General features: G+C 63.9%; 16 protein-coding genes and 1 tRNA gene. 7 read left to right on the top strand and 10 right to left on the bottom strand.

The features are described from left to right. Window positions 1-366 precede the first annotated feature (366 nt). Window positions 367-452: transfer RNA gene (locus FMA36_RS12980), tRNA-Leu, on the bottom strand. A gap of 60 nt (window positions 453-512) precedes the next feature. Between FMA36_RS12980 and lipB the strand changes: the two genes are divergently transcribed. Then, window positions 513-1,205 (top strand): lipoyl(octanoyl) transferase LipB, encoded by a 693-nt coding sequence (gene lipB / locus FMA36_RS12985; protein ID WP_159262773.1) that lies wholly within the window; start codon window positions 513-515, stop codon window positions 1,203-1,205. A gap of 20 nt (window positions 1,206-1,225) precedes the next feature. Here lipB and FMA36_RS12990 read toward each other — a convergent pair whose 3' ends face one another. Then, window positions 1,226-1,852: a LolA family protein gene (locus tag FMA36_RS12990; protein WP_159262774.1), complete on the bottom strand. Its 627-nt coding sequence runs from the start codon at window positions 1,850-1,852 to the stop codon at window positions 1,226-1,228. After that, window positions 1,849-2,163, bottom strand: coding sequence for a BolA family protein (locus FMA36_RS12995; RefSeq protein WP_159263938.1), 315 nt, complete (start codon window positions 2,161-2,163; stop codon window positions 1,849-1,851). Before FMA36_RS12995 ends, FMA36_RS12990 begins: the two co-directional genes overlap by 4 nt. Window positions 2,164-2,242: 79 nt before the next feature. Between FMA36_RS12995 and FMA36_RS13000 the strand changes: the two genes are divergently transcribed. The 3 genes from FMA36_RS13000 to cobT all read left to right on the top strand — a co-directional run bounded on the left by FMA36_RS13000 (window position 2,243) and on the right by cobT (window position 5,935). Further along, window positions 2,243-2,872 (top strand): J domain-containing protein, encoded by a 630-nt coding sequence (locus FMA36_RS13000; protein WP_159262775.1) that lies wholly within the window; start codon window positions 2,243-2,245, stop codon window positions 2,870-2,872. A 121-nt stretch (window positions 2,873-2,993) separates the two neighbouring features. After that, a complete protein-coding gene (gene cobS, locus FMA36_RS13005) occupies window positions 2,994-4,019 on the top strand; it encodes a cobaltochelatase subunit CobS (RefSeq protein WP_159262776.1) in 1,026 nt (341 codons plus the stop codon). 17 nt (window positions 4,020-4,036) lie between these two features. Then, window positions 4,037-5,935 carry a cobaltochelatase subunit CobT gene (cobT, locus tag FMA36_RS13010; RefSeq protein ID WP_159263940.1) on the top strand — a complete coding sequence of 633 codons (1,899 nt, stop codon included), beginning with the start codon at window positions 4,037-4,039 and terminating at the stop codon, window positions 5,933-5,935. Window positions 5,936-5,986: 51 nt separating this feature from the next. Here the strand turns inward: cobT and FMA36_RS13015 are convergent, their stop codons facing one another. After that, entirely contained in the window at window positions 5,987-7,420 is a 1,434-nt protein-coding gene (locus FMA36_RS13015; protein WP_159263942.1) for a pyridoxal phosphate-dependent decarboxylase family protein, read from the bottom strand. Window positions 7,421-7,517: 97 nt separating this feature from the next. After that, window positions 7,518-8,471, bottom strand: coding sequence for a bile acid:sodium symporter family protein (locus tag FMA36_RS13020; RefSeq protein ID WP_159262777.1), 954 nt, complete (start codon window positions 8,469-8,471; stop codon window positions 7,518-7,520). Between the two features lie 29 nt (window positions 8,472-8,500). Here FMA36_RS13020 and FMA36_RS13025 point away from each other — a divergent pair, with 29 nt between their 5' ends. Beyond that, entirely contained in the window at window positions 8,501-9,493 is a 993-nt protein-coding gene (locus FMA36_RS13025) for a hypothetical protein (protein ID WP_240906355.1), read from the top strand. 143 nt (window positions 9,494-9,636) lie between these two features. Here the strand turns inward: FMA36_RS13025 and mfd are convergent, their stop codons facing one another. Then, window positions 9,637-13,119: a transcription-repair coupling factor gene (mfd, locus tag FMA36_RS13030; RefSeq protein WP_159262778.1), complete on the bottom strand. Its 3,483-nt coding sequence runs from the start codon at window positions 13,117-13,119 to the stop codon at window positions 9,637-9,639. After that, entirely contained in the window at window positions 13,116-13,427 is a 312-nt protein-coding gene (locus tag FMA36_RS13035) for a succinate dehydrogenase assembly factor 2 (protein ID WP_130730934.1), read from the bottom strand. Before FMA36_RS13035 ends, mfd begins: the two co-directional genes overlap by 4 nt. A gap of 105 nt (window positions 13,428-13,532) precedes the next feature. On the opposite strand from FMA36_RS13035, the gene recG reads away from it, so the two are divergent. Next, complete coding sequence (gene recG, locus FMA36_RS13040; protein WP_159263946.1) at window positions 13,533-15,680, top strand: ATP-dependent DNA helicase RecG; 2,148 nt, start codon at window positions 13,533-13,535, stop codon at window positions 15,678-15,680. On the opposite strand, the gene acuR is transcribed toward recG, so the two are convergent. Continuing rightward, the gene (gene acuR, locus FMA36_RS13045; RefSeq protein ID WP_240906356.1) at window positions 15,619-16,353 is read right to left on the bottom strand and encodes an acrylate utilization transcriptional regulator AcuR; all 735 of its coding nucleotides are present in this window, start codon (window positions 16,351-16,353) and stop codon (window positions 15,619-15,621) included. The two genes, recG and acuR, sit on opposite strands and share 62 nt — an antisense overlap. 381 nt (window positions 16,354-16,734) lie before the next feature. On the opposite strand from acuR, the gene FMA36_RS19760 reads away from it, so the two are divergent. Next, window positions 16,735-17,418: a cold-shock protein gene (locus FMA36_RS19760; protein ID WP_159262779.1), complete on the top strand. Its 684-nt coding sequence runs from the start codon at window positions 16,735-16,737 to the stop codon at window positions 17,416-17,418. 238 nt (window positions 17,419-17,656) lie between these two features. Here the strand turns inward: FMA36_RS19760 and smpB are convergent, their stop codons facing one another. Together smpB and dapA are read right to left on the bottom strand one after the other, a co-directional pair. Next, window positions 17,657-18,151, bottom strand: coding sequence for an SsrA-binding protein SmpB (gene smpB / locus FMA36_RS13055; protein WP_159262780.1), 495 nt, complete (start codon window positions 18,149-18,151; stop codon window positions 17,657-17,659). 3 nt (window positions 18,152-18,154) lie between these two features. After that, complete coding sequence (dapA, locus tag FMA36_RS13060) at window positions 18,155-19,033, bottom strand: 4-hydroxy-tetrahydrodipicolinate synthase (RefSeq protein ID WP_159262781.1); 879 nt, start codon at window positions 19,031-19,033, stop codon at window positions 18,155-18,157. Window positions 19,034-19,118: the final 85 nt, after the last annotated feature.

Here is a 19,118-nt window from a genome sequence, read left to right on the forward strand (position 1 = left end):
TATAATGATGACAGGGATCAGGGTGTTGCCAGATGAACAAGGATATAGCGTGCTTCATCAGGACCAAACATGATTTAAATCACTATTTCCATGCATCATCGCAAATGATGGCATGATCGACATCATTTGTAACGTACGGGCCAGCCTGAACTGCTGTTCTACGGGGTGTATGACCCTGCGGTAGATAGAGGCATTCAATGAGGAATAATTGTGACTTTTTTATGACATGAACCCGAACGCCCTGCCCGCCAGAGAGTTGCAGGGAGCGGTAATTTTAATCCGGTTTAAATTCCGCGCATGCAAAAACACATCTGCCCCGGTGGGGTGATGTGTTTTATATCGCATCAATTTTCAGAAGAAAATCAGTGGTGCGGCCAAGAAGACTCGAACTTCCACGGGGTTGCCCCCACAAGCACCTCAAGCTTGCGCGTCTACCATTCCGCCATGGCCGCAACGTGACAACGAGCATCGAGTGAGCGATACCGTCATGACGATGAATGGGCGTATAGCTGATGAAAGACGAACGGGCAATGACCGAAAACAAGTTTTTATGGGATAAAGCACCAGAACAGGTGCCCTACCCCGCCGCATTGGCGGAAATGGAGGCCCAGGCCCGCGGAATTCGGGCCGGCACGCACCCCGAGCGCGTGTGGCTGCTCGAACACCCCCCCACCTACACTGCCGGAACCTCGGCGAAGGATTCGGACCTGTTCAACCCGCGCGGCTACCCCACCTACCCTGCCGGGCGTGGCGGGCAGTGGACCTATCACGGCCCGGGCCAGCGCGTGGCCTATGCCATGCTCGACCTGACCCGCCCGCGCGCCATGGTGCCGCCGCGCGACCTGCGGGCTTACGTGCAGGCGCTGGAGGAATGGATCATCCGCACTCTTGCCCGCTTTGGGGTCGCGGGCGAGCGGCGCGCGGAGCGTATTGGCGTGTGGGTGGTCGACCCGGCCACGGGGCGTGAGGAAAAGATCGCGGCGATTGGCGTGCGGGTCTCACGCTGGGTGAGCTGGCACGGAATCGCGATCAATGTTGACCCCGATCTGAGCGATTTTGGTGGAATCGTGCCCTGCGGCATCAGCGAATACGGCGTGACCAGCCTGGCGAAGCTGGGCAAACGGGTGCGCATGGAAGACGTGGATGCCGCACTGGCCGAGACATGGGCCCCCTGTCTCGGCCCGATTCGCGGCGCGCAGGGGTGAAGCCGCGCGCAGCCCTGCGGTCAATTACTGGAGCTGAGGGTAAACATTGTGTCAGGCCAGGCCTGCCCGCTGACCGTGGTATCGGTTAGGTCAAGGCGGATGTGCTGGCGCTCCACATCGGTCATTTCAATGACCAGCAGCGACAGCCTGCCGCCAATATCCGCGAATCCGAGCGTCAGGATGCCCTGCGATTCGCTGTCGCGCCGCCCCAGCGAGACCTGCAGGCTGTTCTGCCCGTGCTGCACCGCTGTCACCGCAATCTGGCCAGACAGGTGCACAGGCTGGTCAAGCAGCAGGCCGAGCGGCTGGCGGCCAAGCGACATGCGGGTAACCGATTCGCGCCGGTGATCGACAAACAGCAGGTGCCCGTTCGCTGCCACCAGCTTCATTGAGCCCGGCGTTGCGTAATCCAGCCGCAGGTGGCCGGGGTCGTAATGCATGACCCCCTGCCCCTTGCCGCCATCGGGCCATGTCTGCACGAAATTGGCCTGCAGCCCGCGTGAGGTGTTGAGATAGGTCTCGACACGGGCGATGTCATCGGCCTGATTGGGTGATGTGGTGGCAGGCGTGCCCGCGCAGGCGGCGAGCAGCGTGAGCAGCCCGCCCATCATCAGCCGCCGCGTGGCGAAGGGAAAGGCGGGCTTCATGCCGTAGCCATCCGCGCCTGCTCGGCGGGCGTGCGCAGCACGAGCGAGAGCGCATGCATGCCGCCCGCGAATTCATCCGCCAGCAGGTCATGCACCAGCCGTGAACGCTGCACGCGGCCCACGCCCTCGAAGGCGGGGCTTACGATCAGCACGTTATAGTGACTTTCACCCGCCTGCACGCCGTTGTCGCGCACATGCACGTGGTGGGCGTGGCGGGCACTGTCATCGTGGATGGTGAGTTCCACCGGGGCGAGGTGTTCGCGTATGATGCGGTCGATCCGTCCGGCCCGGCCGGTTGCGTGCTGTTCCATTGGCGGCTCCATGATAGCGGGATCATTCATTGCACAGCTTCGCTCTTGCACGAAGCATGGACAGGCGCACATAACGGGAATGATGAAGAGAAGGAACACCCGGCACCGCGCCTTTGACCCCGATCCCGATGCGCCGGACCGCTGCTGCGACATGCATGGCTGTGACCAGCCCGCAGGCTACCGGGCCCCGCGCTCGCGTGATGCGCTGAACAAGTATTTCTGGTTCTGCCTTGAACATGTGCGTGAATACAATTCACGGTGGGACTATTACCGCGGCATGTCACCCGGACAGATCGAGGCGCATATCCGCGCCGATGCCTCATGGGACCGTCCTTCATGGAAGCTGGGCCAGGGCAGTGCCGCCCGCGCGTTCAGCGAGGATGACGTGATCGACCCGCTCGATCTGCTCAAGGGGGCCGCCAGGGCGCGCGCGCGCAGCCGCACCCGCCGCCAGCAGGAGGAGGACCGCCGGGCCGACGCGCCGCCTGCGCTGCGCTACCCGCTTGGCGTGCTCGACCTGGGCTGGCCCGTGTCGATGGAGGAACTCAAGACCCGCTACAAGCTGCTTGCCCGCCAGCATCACCCCGATGCGAATGGCGGCGACCGCAAGGCTGAAGAGCGCTTCAAGGGCATCAATATCGCCTACACCACGGTGCGCGCCCATCTGGTGGCCACCAGCGGGCGCGAGGGCGTGGCCCGCCGCGCCTGAAACGGGCCGCGCCATCATATGGCCGATCTGTTACAGATATGTTTATAATCGAAGCCCGATATGCCGCCCTGCGCTGTCATGGTGGGCCCTAACAGACGAAGTGACGGACGAGATAAAGCAGATGAACGAACCAGCAGACCTGACAACTGCCGCCGTGGATGCCAACGGCACGCCACTCCCCGCCATTTCGGCCGTCAATGCGCCAGACCTGCAGGTTTCAGCGCGCGATGTGTTCGGCATCGACAGTGACATGAAGGTACCCGCCTTTTCAGTGCGCACGGATCATGTGCCCGATATCGACCCGTCGTACAAATTCGACCACGACACCACGCTGGCCATCCTCGCGGGGTTTGCCTTCAACCGCCGTGTCATGGTGCAGGGCTATCATGGCACCGGCAAGTCATCGCATATCGAGCAGGTCGCAGCCCGCCTCAACTGGCCGAGCGTGCGCATCAACCTCGACAGCCACATCTCGCGCATCGACCTGATCGGCAAGGACGCGATCGTGCTGAAGGACGGCCAGCAGATCACCGAATTCCGCGAAGGCCTGCTGCCCTGGGGCCTGCAGCACCCCTGCGCGCTGGTATTTGATGAATATGATGCCGGCCGGCCCGACGTGATGTTCGTGATCCAGCGCGTGCTGGAGGTGGAAGGCCACCTGACGCTGCTCGACCAGAACCGCGTGATCCGTCCGCACCCTTCCTTCCGTCTGTTCGCCACGGCCAACACGGTGGGCCTGGGCGATACGACGGGGCTGTATCATGGCACGCAGCAGATCAACCAGGGCCAGATGGACCGCTGGAATATCGTGACCACGCTCAACTACCTGCCTCACGCGCAGGAAACCGCCATCGTGCTGGCCAAGATGGGCATCGACCCCAAAAAGGACGAAGCGGGCCGCAAGCGGGTGGAAAGCATGGTGGCGCTGGCCGACCTCACGCGTTCGGGCTTCATCGCGGGTGACATTTCCACCGTCATGTCGCCGCGCACGGTCATTAGCTGGGCGGAAAACTTCCGTATTTTCAACGATCTTGCCTTTGCCTTCCGCGTTACGTTCCTCAACAAGTGCGATGAGGCGGAGCGTCCCACGGTGGCGGAGTATTACCAGCGCTGCTTCAACGCCAGCCCGCTGGCGCCACGGGGCTGATGACAGGGCAGGCACGCATGCGCGAGAACCGGAAACAGACCCCCACCCCGCAGGCCGAGGACGAAGCCCGCACCGCCGAGCGCTTCAAGCGCGCCACGGTTGGCGCCGTGCGGGCCGTGGGCGGGCAGGCCCAGACCGAGGTCTCGTTCCTCAATGGTCCCGTGCCTTCCGGCGTGTCGGTTACCGGCACGCATGTGCGCCTGCCTCACCCCTCGCGTCGCATGACCGAGGCGGAAATGACCCGCATGCGCGGCGCAGCCGATGCCGCCGCCCTGCGCCTGCGCCACCACAACGCGCTCCTGCATGAAAGTGCCCGCCCCCCCGCGGGCGAGGCGCGTGAAGTGTATGACATGCTCGAGCAGGTCCGGGTGGAAAGCCTCGGCGCGCGCCACATGGCCGGGGTGGCTGCCAATCTCGATGCCCGCCTGGCGCAGGAATGCGCCGATATGGGTCTTGACCGCCTGCCCAGCCACACCAAGCTGCCCACGCCCTTTGCGTTGGGTCTGCTGGCGCGTGAGCACATGTCGGGTCATCCGGTGCCGCAATCCATGCATGAACTGATGGCGCGCTGGGCCGAGGACCTGCCGCCCGCCGCCCGCCGCGCCCTTGATGAGATGGCGGCACGGCAGGAAAGCCAGCAGGAATTCGCCCAGGCCGCGCGCAGGCTGCTCATGGCGTGCGACCTGCTCCAGCAGGAAACCACGCCTGAGGAAGAGGCGGATGACGGCACCAGCGATGCCGAGGCCGCCAGCAGCGACGATGAGGAACCCGCTGACGACACCACCCCTGACGCCCAGGAGGACGGCCCGGAGGAGGACGACAGCAACCAGCCCATGCAGATGTCGCAGGGCACAGGCGCCAGCGATGATGAACCTGATGATGGCGAACAGGGTGGCTCGGCCAGCGGGTCGGAAGAGGCGGGTGGTCCGGCCGAGGATGAAGCGGAGGAAGCGGAGCCGCAGCGCGGCTACCATGCCTTCACTACCGTTTATGACGAGGAAATTGCCGCTGAGGATCTGTGCGACGCGGAAGAACTGTTCCGCCTGCGCCAGACGCTCGACCAGCAGCTTGTCAGCATGCAGGGCGTGGTTTCCAAGCTCGCCAACCGCCTGCAGCGCAAGCTCATGGCGCAGCAGACCCGCGCATGGGAGTTCGACCTTGAGGAAGGCATGCTCGATGCCGGACGGCTTTCGCGCATCGTGGTCAATCCCATGCTCTCGCTATCCTACAAACGCGAGCGTGACACGGACTTCCGCGATACGGTGGTCACGCTGCTGATCGACAATTCGGGCTCCATGCGCGGCCGCCCCATATCGGTTGCCGCCATGTGCGGTGATATCCTGGCCCGCACGCTCGAACGCTGCGCGGTGAAGGTTGAAGTGCTCGGCTTCACCACCCGCGCCTGGAAAGGGGGCCGCAGCCGCGAGGCGTGGGTGCAGGCGGGCAAGCCTGAAAACCCGGGGCGGCTGAATGACCTGCGCCATATCATCTACAAGGCGGCCGACATGCCGTGGCGGCGCGCGCGGCGCAACCTTGGCCTGATGCTGCGCGAGGGGTTGCTCAAGGAAAACATTGATGGCGAAGCCCTGCTCTGGGCCCAGCGCCGCCTTGCCGCCCGCCCGGAAGGCAGGCGCATCCTGATGGTGATTTCCGATGGCGCGCCAGTGGATGACAGCACGCTGTCCGCCAATCCCGGCTCCTATCTCGAGAACCACCTGCGCGAGGTCATTGCCCATATCGAGACACGCACCACCACCGAGCTGCTGGCCATCGGCATTGGCCATGACGTGACGCGCTATTACCGTCGCGCCGTGACCATTACCGACCCCGAGGAACTTGGCGGCACGATGATGAAGAAGCTGTCCGAACTGTTTGGCGAGGAATCAGCACGGGGCGCGCGCCGCCGGAGCCGCTGAAGGCTTCCGGCTCCCCTGCCCCGCGCCATGTGACTGGCGCGGGGCTTTTTTTCAGGCTGCGACCAGCCTGCGGTCGGCGAGTTCGAGCAGCGCGTCGAGCATGCGGTCAACATCCGCATTGGTGGTGCGGTGATTGACAATGGCCGCCCGCACGGCCTTGTGCCCGTTGATGATGGTGGTCGAGGGGGCTGCGATCCCGCTTTCATGCAGGTCTTTCACCACCTCGCCATTGAAGTGGTCCAGATCCTCCACGGGGGCGAGGATGCGGAAACACACGATGTTCAGGGGCACCGGAGCCAGCAGTTCCAGCCGCGGGTTGGCCTCCACGCGGGCGGCAAGGTGGCGGGCAATGGCGCAGCAGTTTGCAATCATGTCGCCCATGCCATCGGCGCCATAAGTGCCCAGCGTCATCCACACTTTCAGTGCCCGGAACCCGCGTGACAGGTCGGGGCCGAGGTCGCAGTACCACGGGCCATTGGTGGCAAGGCCCCGGTCTTCACGCGCAAGATAGGCGCGGGACTGGGCAAAGGCATCAACCTGGGCTCCGGGGCGGCGAACGAGGATGCAGCCCGCATCGTACTGCACCTGCGCCCATTTGTGGAAATCAAACGCCACGCTATCGGCCCGTTCCAGCCCGCGCAACTGCGGCCGCAGCGTGTCGGACAGCATGGCCAGCGCGCCAAATGCGCCATCGACATGGAACCAGATGTTCTCACGCGCGGCGATGTCGGCCAGCGTGTTCAGGTCATCGATCGCGCCGGTATCCACCGTGCCGGCCGTGCCGATCACGATAAACGGCTCAAGCCCTGCGGCGCGGTCACGCGCGATGGCCTGCTCAAGTGCGGGCAGGACCATGCGGTTGTGTTCATCAACCGGGATCACGCGCAGGCTATCCGTGCCCAGACCGGTCAGGTCGAAGGCGCGTGAAATGCAGCCATGCGCGGTAGCGGCGGCATAGCCCACCAGCCTGCGGCTGCCCACGCCTGCGGCCCGCATTTTCAGCCCGTCGGGCACGGCGCGGCTGGCGGTGATGACGGCAATCATGTTGGCCATGGAGGAACCCGTGACCAGCAGTCCCGTTGTCTCGGCCGGGAAGCCGCACATCTCGGCAGCCCAGCGGATCACCTCGCGCTCGATCTCGATGGGCGCATGGTCGCGGCCGCCACAATTGGCGTTCAGCCCGCCCACCAGCAGTTCCGACAACATGCCCACCGCCGTGCCGCCGCCATGCACCCAGCCCATGAAGCCGGGATGCACGTTGCCGGTGGAATAGGGTTCGACCAGTTCCCGAAAGCGGGCGTACAGTTCTTCCGGCGGGGTGGGCGCATGCGGCAGGCCGGTGCGCAACTGCTCGCGCAGGGCGGTTGGCATGGGCTGCCACACCGGGCGCTCGCGCAGGGTGGACAGGCGGTCCATCATGTCATCGACCATCTGGTGCCCCAAGGCCCGCAGCGCATCCCAGTTATCCGGGTCCAGTCCTGTCATCTCTCTCCACCATTTCGTGCGGTTGTCATGCCCGGCGGGCATTATCGGCCTGCCTACATACCGGGCTAGGTCGCCATGCGCGAGGGGGAAGATGGGGTCAATCCGCCTTCTCCGCCCCAAAGCGCCGTGCCAGCGTGGCGCAGGCAAAAAGCTGGATCTGGTGGTAGATCATGAGCGGCAGCACGATCAGCCCCACCTCGGTCGGTGCAAACAGCACGCTGGCAATCGGCACACCCGAGGCCAGTGATTTCTTGGAGCCACAGAACATGATGGCAATCCGGTCAGCCCGCGCAAAGCCGCCCATGCGGCCCACCAGCAGGGTCAGGCCCAGCACCAGCGTCAGCAACCCCGCATCAGCCAGCGCCACGCGGCCAAGCTGGCTGGCTGGCAGGCGGTGCCACAGCCCCTGGGTCACCGCCTCGCTGAAGGCGGTATAGACGACCACCAGGATCGACCCCCGATCAGAAAAGGAAAGCAGCTTTTTGTGCCGGTGCGCCCAGTCCCCGATCCATGGCTGAAGCACCTGCCCCGCAATGAACGGCACAAGCAGTTGCCCCACGATGGGCATGATCCCGCCACTGCTCGCGCTGGCATGGCGGCTGAACACGATGCCCACCAGCAAGGGGGTTATAAAAATGCCCAGTATGTTGGACAGCGTTGCCGAACAGATGGCCGCCGCCACATTGCCACGCGCAATAGAGGTAAATGCAATGGAGGACTGCACGGTGGAGGGCAGGCAGCACAGGAACAGCATGCCCGTCCACATCGGGGCATCAAGCAGGTAAGGAAAGGCTGCATGCAACCCCATGCCAAGCAATGGAAACATGACGAACGTGCACAGCACGATGGCGAGATGGATGCGCCACCCGGTCATCCCCTCCATTACTGCCCGGCGCGACAGGCGCGCGCCCTGGAGGAAAAACATGTTCGCGATCATGATGATGGCGAGGATATTGAACACCCTCACCCCTTCCCCCCGGCAGGGAAGCACGCTGGCCATGCCAACGGTGGCCAGCAGGCATACCAGAAAGGAATCAAGTCTGCGGAGCATGGTGAAGGCGGTAGCCTGATGCTATGGGAATGACGCAGAGATTATACCGGATTGCATCCGCTGCCTATTCACGCCAACTTGTGCTGCAAATGAAGAAAATATTCATCACCACGGTCCTCGCCGCCCTGTCATGCATGGGTACGGCGCAGGCTACAGCCCTGCCCGACACCTGCGCCAGCGCCCGGCTTGCCAGTAGCCAGCCGCATGGCAGCAATACGCTCGCAGGCCATAACTACGACCTGGCCCTGGCGGGAAACGTGCACCAGACCTTTCACGCGGGCGATATTGCGGCCAGCGGCACGGGGCTGGAACCGCAGGCCCTGCGCGATATGGAGGACGTGGCCTCCCTCGTGCTGCTGGCCACCCTGACCGGCCACCACTCGCAGGGTTGCGCGCAGGATTATTTCGTTTCTGCCGCAACCCCCATCATGGACGGGTTGCGCGCGGGCCGCAGCTATGACCTGATCTGGCAGGATGGGCTGCTGAGCAGCGGAGAGACGAAGCTCTCCTTTCACCGCGCGCATCTGCACCTTGCCGGCGCCAGAGGCGACACTGCCCCGGCCACCCTTACGCTTGATACGCAGGGTCTCGGCATAACCGGCTCGCACAACACGCTTCTGGTCAATGCCCTGCCCCAGCAGGCCACGGCGAATGCCTCGGTGCCCAGCGCGTCGCTCGTGCCGCTTGCCGCAGCCATTACCGGCCACCCGACCGAGACGGTCATGGTGCCGCTGCATGTTTCATCGCTGACCGCCCAGCGCGGCACCATGCAGATTACCGGCAATGGCGATGCCAGCCTGACAGGCAATACCGACGCGTCATCCGCCAATGGCCATATCCAGGTACAGAACCTTGATGCCGTGATCGAGACCCTGCGCAACGCGGGCCAGACCCGCGCAAGTGCCGCCCTGGTTCTGGCCAAGCTGTTTGGCCATAAATCGGCTTCGGGCGGAACGGGGTGGGATGTCAGCTGGGAGGGTGGCGTCATGACCGTCAATCACATCCCGCTGCCCATTCGCTGATGGGCATCAAACTCAACCCGTTTAAAAATGGATCAGGAACCTGACAGGCTGCATTGGCCTGTCAGGTTTTTTTGTGAAAGGACTCCACCGGGGCTGACCACAAACGCCGCCCTTGTGAAAAAAGGCGGCATTCAGGCCCGTTTTCAGGCCGAGACGCCTGCTTCCTCATGCACCATCCGCACCAGCGCGCCGAGCACCTTGCGGGCCTGCGTAATGCGCTGGGCGTTGGTCATTTCGCGTATGATCGCAAGCTTGTGGTCAGGCCGCAGGCGCACATTGGCTTCCTTCTGTTTGGCAATCCATGCCACCAACCCGGCAGGGTTGGCGAAAATGTTGCCCCGGAACTGGATGACCATGCCCTTGGGGCCAGCTTCGAGCCGTTCCACCCCGGCCTCGCGGCACAGGCGCTTGAGTGTCACCACTTCAAGCAGATTGCGCACCTCATCAGGCAGCGTGCCGAAGCGGTCGACCAGTTCGGCTTCCATCGCCTCGACCTCGGCATCATTGGCCAGAGCGGCAATGCGGCGGTACAGGCCAAGGCGCACAGGCAGGTCGGTCACGTAGCTGTCGGGTATGAGCACCGGCAGGCCAAGGATGATGTTGGGCGTCCAGTCCCGATCCTGCAGCTTGCGCCGCCCCTTTTCGGTGCGCAGGTCGGCTACTGCATCTTCGAGCATCTGCTGGTACAGCTCGATGCCCACTTCACGGATGTGACCCGATTGTTCATCCCCCAGCAGGTTGCCCGCCCCACGCAGGTCAAGGTCGTGCGAGGCCAGGGTGAAGCCCGCACCCAGCGTGTCGAGTGTCTGCATGACTTCCAGCCGCTTCTGGGCTGCGGCCGAGAGAACATGCGTCTGCGGCCAGGTCAGGTAGGCATAGCCGCGCTGCTTGCCACGCCCCACGCGCCCGCGCAGCTGGTAAAGCTGGCCCAGGCCAAACATGTCGGCGCGGTGGATGATGAGCGTGTTGACCGCAGGCATGTCCAGCCCGCTTTCCACGATGTTGGTGGAGAGCAGGATATCGTATTTGCCATCGCTGAACTCGGTCATCACCCGTTCCAGTTCGGTCGGTGTCAGGCGGCCATGGGCCTGCACCAGCCTTGCGTCGGGCACGATCTCGTGCAGGCGGGTGGCCATGCGGTCGAGATCCTCGATGCGGGGCACCACGCAGAACACCTGCCCGCCGCGGAAGCGCTCGCGCTGGATCGCCTCGCGGATCACCACGCTGTCGAACGGCATGATGAAGGTGCGCACTGCCAGCCGGTCGGTCGGCGGTGTCGCGATCAGGCTCATTTCGCGCACGCCGGTCAGGGCCAGTTGCAACGTGCGCGGCAGCGGGGTGGCCGACAGCGTGAGTACATGCACGTCCTCGCGCAGGGCCTTGAGCTTTTCCTTGTGGGCCACGCCAAAATGCTGCTCTTCGTCCACGATCAGCAGGCCAAGGTCGGCGAACTTCACGGTCTTGGCCAGCAGGGCGTGGGTGCCGATCACAATATTGACCGTGCCATCGGCCAGGCCCTTGCGCACGGCGGTGGCCTCCTTGGCCGTGACCATGCGTGAAAGCTGCGCCACATTGACCGGCAGCCCGGCAAAACGGGCGGAGAACGTGCGGTAATGCTGGCGGGCCAGCAGCGTGGTCGGAACCACCACCGCCACCTGCGCGCCCGACATGGCGGCAACAAAAGCGGCACGCAGGGCGACTTCGGTCTTGCCAAAACCCACATCGCCGCACACCAGCCGGTCCATCGGCTTGCCGGATGCCATGTCATCGAGCACATCGGCGATGGCGCGGGACTGGTCCTCAGTCTCGATGAAGGGGAAGCGGGCGCAGAATTCATCCCACAGCCCCTCTTCGGGCGTCAGCGCCGGGGCTTCACGCAGGGCGCGGGCTGCTGCGGTGCGGATGAGTTCGCCCGCCATGTCGCGAATGCGCTGCTTCATCTTCGCCTTGCGCGACTGCCACGACACGCCACCAAGCTTGTCGAGCGCCACATGCGCCTGATCCGAGCCAAAGCGGCTGAGCAGTTCGATGTTCTCGACCGGCAGGAACAGCTTCTCGTTGCCGTCATAGATCAGGCGCAGGCAGTCATGCGGCGCGGTGCCCACGCCGATGGTCTCAAGCCCGTCATAACGGCCAATGCCGTAATCCTGATGGACGATCAGGTCACCTTCCGCGATTTCGGACGCTTCGGATATGAACTGGTCCGCCTTCTTGCGCCGCCGTGGCGGGCGCGAGATCCGCTCGCCAAGCAGGTCCTGCTCGGAGATGAAGGCGAAATTATCGGCAACAAACCCGCGCTCCAGCCCCAGCGTCAGCAGGCCTACCGTGCCGGGCTTAAGCTTCTGCGCCTCTTTCCATGTAGCAAAGGTCTGCACCGGCAGGCGGTATTCGCGCAGCAGCACGCCAATGCGCTCGCACGAGCCGCGTGTCCATGCCGTGACATAGGCGCGCCTGCCGGTCTGCGCCCATTCCTCAACCCGTGCATGCAGCATGGGGAAGACGTTCTCGCGCCCGTCGGTCACGGTCTTGGCAAACATCTGGCCGGGCCTGCCGCCGGCATCCATGCCCGGCGCGCCATCGGGCTGGGCGAAGGGCATGAACACCACGGCCTTCTTGCCCGCAATCATTGCATCCCACCCCTTGCGGTCGAGATACATCAGGTGCGACGGCAGCGGGCGGTAGGGCACTTCCCCTTCCCGCGTGGGCTGTTTGCGGGCGTCGTAATGATCGGCGATCATTTCCAGCCGGGTTGTCAGCACCTCTTCGGCCTGATTGGCGAGCGAGATGGTCACACCGGGCAGGTAGTCCACCAGCGTTTCCATGTGCTCATGGAACAGAGGCAGCCAGTGCTCCATGCCCGCATGCCGCCTGCCATCCGATATGTGCTGGTACAGCGGGTCATTGGCGGCTGCCGGGCCAAACAGGTCGCGCCAGCCGGTGCGAAAGCGCGATATGGAAGCCGGATCAAGGCTGAAATCAGCCACCGGGCGCATGGTCAGGCTGTCGATCTTCGCTGTCGAGCGCTGGGTGCCGGGGTCGAAGCGGCGGATGTTTTCCACTTCGTCGCCAAACAGGTCGAGGCGCACGGGTTCGGCCTCGCCTGCGGGGAAAATATCAAAAATGCCGCCACGGGTGGCGAACTCGCCCTGTTCCATCACCGTGTCGGTGCGGTTGTAGCCGTGGGCAATGAGCAGTTCCATCAGGAACGGCGCGTCAAGGCTTTCGCCGGTTTTGATGGTGATCGACTGTCCGGCAAAGGCCGCGCGCGGGGCCACGCGCTGGATGGCGCCCATCACCGTGGTCAGCACGATGCGGGGCGTGGTTGCCTTTTCCAGCAGGCGGGTCAGTGTTGCCACCCGCTCCGCGATGATGGCGGGGTTAGGGGAAACACGGTCATACGGCAGGCAGTCCCAGCCTGGAAAGCGGAGGATTTCCGCCTTGGGTGCGACAAAGGCCAGCTGGTCTGCAATGCGCGCCATGGAGGCATCATCACGGCACACATGCAGCACGGGGCCTTCATTCTCGCCCAGGCGGCGGGCGAGCAGAAAGGCGTCATACCCATCCGGCACGCCCCATACGGGAACGGGGGCGCCGGGTGCGAGCGAGAAACCTGCCGTATCGTTCATTTTCCGCCCCGGATCGCGGCAAGGCGGGCGGGATCGGTGGCATCGGCCATGATCTGCTGCATCATGGGCGTATTGAGTTCGGGCGGCACCGGGCGGCGGCCGCTCAGCCAGTCGGCGAGGTCGGCATCGGGCAGATCCATCACCGCTTCGAGCGCGTCCAGCTCGGCTTCGGTCATGCCCTCGAGCCGGGGGGCGACGAACCCGCCGATCAGCACATCGGTTTCATGCGTGCCGCGATGTGTGGCGCGGTAATAGATCTTGCGCCGCCGCGTATCGAGGCGGGAGAGATCAGGCGTTCTGGCTTCCATTGCGTTCCACCCCTGTATGGTTGTGTTTTGTTCCGTAACGCAGGTGTCCTATAGCCCTCATGCGGGCATATGTCAGCCCGCATGACAAGCATGCCACCCCGCAGGATGAACCGCCGCGTGTCCGATACCCCTACCCCGCCCGCCAATTCCCTTCTCGCCCCGCTGCTTGCGGGGATTGAAAGCCTGAAGGGCATGAAACCGGCCACAGCGAAGCTTCTGGCGCGGGTGGCTGGGGGCGGGCGGGTGATCGACCTTCTGTTCCACCTGCCGGAATCGGTGGTGGACCGGCGCTACCGCCCTGCCCTGCGCGAGGTGGAAACCGGGCGGGTGTGCACGCTGCTTGTCACGATCACGCGCGTGGTGCCGCCTGCTCCCGGTGGCGGGCGCGGCAGGCGGCCGTGGCGTGTGGTGGTGAGTGATGGCACGGCGGAGGCGGAACTGGTGTTCTTTTCCCCCCATCAGGTGCGCAGGCTGGCGGCGGGACAGGACATTGCCGTGTCGGGCACGCTGGAGCGCTTTGGGGAGCGGCTGAGCATGGCTCACCCCGATTATCTGGTGCCGCAGGCCAGGCTTGCTGAAATTCCGTTGCTCGACCCGGTCTGGCCGCTCACGGCGGGGCTGTTTCCCAGCCAGGTGCGCAGCGCCATGCGGGCGGCGTTCGATGTGTTTCCCACCCTGCCGGAATGGCAGGATGCCAGCGTGCTGGCGCAGCGCAAGTGGCCGGACTTCGAACAGGCGCTGCGCACGTTGCACCGCCCCTGTGACTTTCCTGACCTGATGGAGGGCGAGGCGCTGATCGGGGCGTCCGAGCGCGCACGGGCGCGGCTGGCGTGCGATGACCTGCTGGCCCAGCAGGTTGCCATGGCGCAGGCCCGCAGGCTCAACCGCCTGCGACCGGGGCGCAGCATTGTGAGTGATGGCAGCCTGCGCGCGGTGGCGCTGTCGCGTTTTGGTCATGAACCCACCACGGCCCAGACCCGCACGCTGGCGGAAATTGATGCCGACCTAGCCGCCCCCCGCCAGATGACGCGCCTTTTGCAGGGTGACGTGGGCGCAGGCAAGACGCTGGTGGCACTGCTGGCCATGCTGGGCGCGGTTGAGGCAGGCCATCAGGCGGCCCTGATGGCGCCGACCGAAATTCTGGCACGCCAGCATCTGGCCACGTTTGAAAAACTCTCCCCCGTGCCGGTGGCGTTCCTTAGCGGCAGCGTGAAGGGCAAGGCCCGGCGCGAGGCCCTGGCCCGCATTGCCGATGGCACGGCCCGGCTGGTGATTGGCACGCATGCCCTGTTTCAGGAAAGCGTGGTGTTTGAGGATCTTGCGCTGGCGGTGATTGACGAGCAGCACCGTTTTGGCGTGGAGCAGCGCGCCATGCTGGGCGAGAAAGGCCGCCAGACCGATGTGCTGGTCATGACCGCCACCCCCATTCCCCGCTCGCTGCTGCTGACCCAGTGGGGCGACATGCTGGTCAGCCGGCTGGACGTGAAACCCGCCGGCCGCAAGCCGGTACGCACCTCGCTGCATGCGCTCTCGGCCATGGATGACCTGCTGGCGGGGCTTGAACGCGCTCTTGCGCGCGGTGCGCGGATCTTCTGGGTGTGCCCGCTGGTGAGCGAGAGTGAAACCGTTGACATTGCCGCAGCCGAGGCCCGGCATCATGCCCTTGCCGCCCATTTTGGCACGGACGCCGTAGGGCTTGCGCACGGGCAGCAGGATATTGCCCTGCGCGAGCAGGCCATTGCCGATTTTGCCGCCGGGCGCACGCGGCTCCTTGTCGCCACAACCGTGATCGAGGTTGGGGTGGATATCCCCGATGCGACGGTGATGGTGATCGAGCATGCCGAGCGGTTTGGCCTGGCGCAGTTGCACCAGTTGCGCGGGCGCGTGGGGCGTGGGCAGGCGGAATCCTACTGCCTTCTGCTACATGATAGCGCGCTCGGCCAGACCGCGCGGCGCAGGCTGGCGCTATTGCGCGAAACGGAAGACGGATTCCTGATCGCCGATGAGGATTTCCGCCTGCGTGGCGGCGGCGACCTGACCGGCAGGCGCCAGTCTGGCCTGCCCGATTTGCGGCTGGCCAGCCCGCTTCATGTTGACATGCTGCTCAGGCTTGCCGCGCAGGATGCCCGCAGGCTGGTCGATACCCCGCCTGACAAGGCATCCCCTGCCCTGCGCGGGCGCAGGCAGGCGGTCAGTTTGCTGCTTGAGCTGTTTGCGCGGGCGCAGGCTGTGCGGGCGATACGCGCGGGGTAGCGGGTGGCTGGCATGCAGGCGGCTTGATCCCCAGGGTCTGCGCTGCCTGCGCCATATAAAATGTGGTGAACAGGTCCAGCGGCTCGGGCGCATGCTCCATGCGGGCGCGCAGCACCGCGCCTTCCCACCCGATCCAGAAATAGCGGGCAAGTTGCATGCAACTGCGCTTCTGCGCGGCGGTAGCCCGCGTGCCAAAGCCTGCAAGCAGGCAGACATTCACCCGCTTTTCCCACCCGTTCATGATCGTGAGCAGGAGTCCATGAAACGAATCGGGCAGCATGTCGATTTCCTGCCCGAGATTGCCGATCAGGCAGCCCCGGCGAAAATCATGACGCTGCATGTTCGCACGCACATCATGCACGAAGTTGAGAAGGCGCTGCAGCGGGGGCGTGTCCGGCTCCTGCAGCCACAGGTCCAGTCTGGCGTTGAGCGACCTGGCGTAGTCCTCGATCAGGACCTGCCCGAAATCTTCCTTGCTGCTGAAGCAGTAATAGAACGACCCCTTCGAGATGCCCGTGGCGTGCAGCACGTCATCGACGCAGGTGGCGGAAAAGCCTTTTTCTGTCAGTAAATCAACGCCTGCGCGGACCAGCATGGCGCGTGTGCCCTCGGGTGCGCGGGCGGTCTTGGGCGGTCGGCCCCGACCGCGCCGGGGGGGAGGTGTATCGGGCATGGCGTTTTTTCTTATCTCGGCAAGGGGGCAGATGAATTCATTAGTATGCTTCGATAATGTGCGACTGCGTCTAGAAATCAAGAACAATCGTGCATTTAATTTATATCTTTGCGTGCCCTCCTTTTTGCATTCCTGCCCCTCACAAACAGGTCAGGATGAAAATTCGTGTGGCAACCAAAGGCGGGAATATGCTTTGGTGTTGTTGATGCCGATGCGATTTATGCTAGGGTCACCGTAGGATGGAAAAAGTTTTCCTGAGCCGCCGCCGCCTAAACCCCGGCCCAAGGTCAGAGCAGGCCAGTCTCCATCCTGCAAACGTGCTTTCATTCGGTGGTGTTCCACAACGGAACATCCGCCACCTAGACCTCGGGATTACGACCGTTGAGAAGTAACAGGACCGACCGCAGCTCCCGCTCCCCGCGCCGCGGCGGGTTTGACGATGATTTCATGTCGTCGCCTTCATTTGGTGATCGCGGCGCCCCGCCGCCGCGCCGCTCCTTTGGTGGTGGAGGTGGTGGTCCCCAGATCGTCGCATCCGGGCCGGAGATCAGCGCCACTGTAAAGTGGTTCAATAGCGAAAAGGGCTTCGGCTTCGTTGAGCTGTCCGATGGTTCGGGTGACGTGTTCCTGCACGCCAATGCCCTGAACCCCACCGGGCATGCCACGGTTGCGCCGGGCACCACGCTGGTTGTGCAGATCGGTCAGGGCCCCAAGGGCCGACAGGTCGCCAGCGTCCTTTCCGTTGATGAAAGCACGGCACAGCCCGAGCGCCCGCGTGGCGGTGGCTTTGGCGCGGCTCCTGGCGCGCGCGCCGGGTTCTCGCGCTCAGGTCGCCCCGCTCCTGACCTGTCGCACGCGCAGGACATGCGCGGCACGGTCAAGTGGTATAACGCGACCAAGGGCTTCGGCTTCATCACGCCCGAGAACGGTGGCAAGGACATCTTTGTTCACGCATCCGCCCTTGAGCGTTCGGGCCTGTCCGGCCTGACGGAAGGCCAGACGGCAAACGTGCAGGTTGTTGAAGGCCAGAAAGGCCCCGAAGCAGCAGCCCTGTCGGTCGACTGAATACTTTCCCCTGTTCCACGCCAGCCTCAGGCTGGCGTGGTTGGGTGAATGAATAAAAAAACAGGGCCATCCCGTAAGGGGCGGCCCTGTTTTTTATTGGGTATCATGCCTGGCATGTTCGGTTTTGGGGCTAATGAATGAGGCCGCGTAAAGGCTGCCTTTTTTAACAGGAAAATGTTTCTTGAAGCTTTTTGAAAAAAGCTTCACCAAAAATTTCTGTTTTTTATCAGGCTGCTTTTTAGTCTTCGCGGCCCTTGTTGCGCAGCAGGCGGGCCTTGTCACGGGCCCAGTCGCGCTCGGCTATGGCGTGGCGCTTGTCTTCCTTCTTGCGGCCCTCACCCACGCCCAGGGTCAGTTTGGCAAGGCCACGGCTGTTGAAGTGAATGTCCAGTGGCACCAGGGTCACGCCGTTACGCGCGGTCTCGCCGAGCAGCTTGTCCACCTGTTTCTTGTGCAGGAGCAGCTTGCGCGGGGCACGCGGCTCGAAACGTGACAGCACGCCGCCCTGATATTCGGGGATGTAGCTGTTGATCAGCCACAACTCCCCATTGCGTTCGCCGGCATAGGCCTCGTTGATGGTGGCGCGCCCCATGCGCAGGCTTTTGACTTCCGGTCCCTTGAGCACCAGCCCCGCTTCCACCGTTTCAAGAATGGAGTAGTTGAAGCGGCCCTTGCGGTTCTGTGCTGCGATCCCGGTCGAGATCATGCCGCTGCCTTTATTTTTGCTGGCCATGGCTCAGTCCAGCAGCCCGACGGCGTCGAGGGCTGCCTTGACCTTTACCCGGCTGGCATCGGCCAGCGGGGCCAGAGGCAGGCGGCAGGTCTCGCCCATCAGCCCCAATATGCTTGCGGCAAACTTGACCGGCACGGGATTGCTTTCACAGAACAGGGAATCATGCAGCGGCAGCAGCCGATCCTGCAGTTCCATCGCATCCATCACGTTGCCATCATTCCAGCTCTGCTGCACCTGCGCACAGAGTGCCGGGGCAACATTGGCGGTAACACTGATGCAGCCATCACCACCAGCAGCGAGGAACGAGACTGTCGTGCCGTCCTCGCCCGAGATCTGGTTGAACTGCTTTTTCACCGCACGGCGCACGAGCAGCGGGCGCAGTAGGTCGCCCGTGGAATCCTTGACCCCGATGATGTTGGGGTGGAGCGCCAGGCGCGCCATGGTCTCGACCGAGATGTCGATGACCGAGCGGCCCGGGATATTGTACAGGATTACAGGAATGCTGATGGCATCGGCCACGGCCATGAAGTGGCGGTACACCCCTTCCTGCGTGGGTTTGTTGTAATAGGGGGTGACCACCAGCACGGCCGAGGCCCCGGCCTTTTGCGCCTGCTGGGCCATGCCCACGGCCTCGGCCGTGCTGTTGGAGCCGGCGCCAGCAATGACCGGCACGCGCCCGGCCGCGGATTTTATGGTGAATTCAACGACTTTGGCATGCTCATCATGAGTCAGCGTCGGGCTTTCGCCCGTGGTGCCGACGGGTATCAGCGCGGATGTGCCCTGCTGGATCTGCCAGTCGATGAAGCGGCCCATGGAAGGCAGGTCAAGCGACCCATCCGTATTCATGGGGGTAATAAGGGCGGTCATGGAACCCTTGAACATGGTTGTTTCCACCTGGATCCTGTGTCTTGGCTATGCGTGCGCCGGTTGTCCGGCACCATCGTTGTCGTGCGCTCTGTCCCGGCGC

The organism is Komagataeibacter xylinus (genome assembly GCF_009834365.1).
In the GTDB taxonomy this organism is placed as follows: Bacteria; Pseudomonadota; Alphaproteobacteria; order Acetobacterales; family Acetobacteraceae; genus Komagataeibacter; species Komagataeibacter xylinus_D.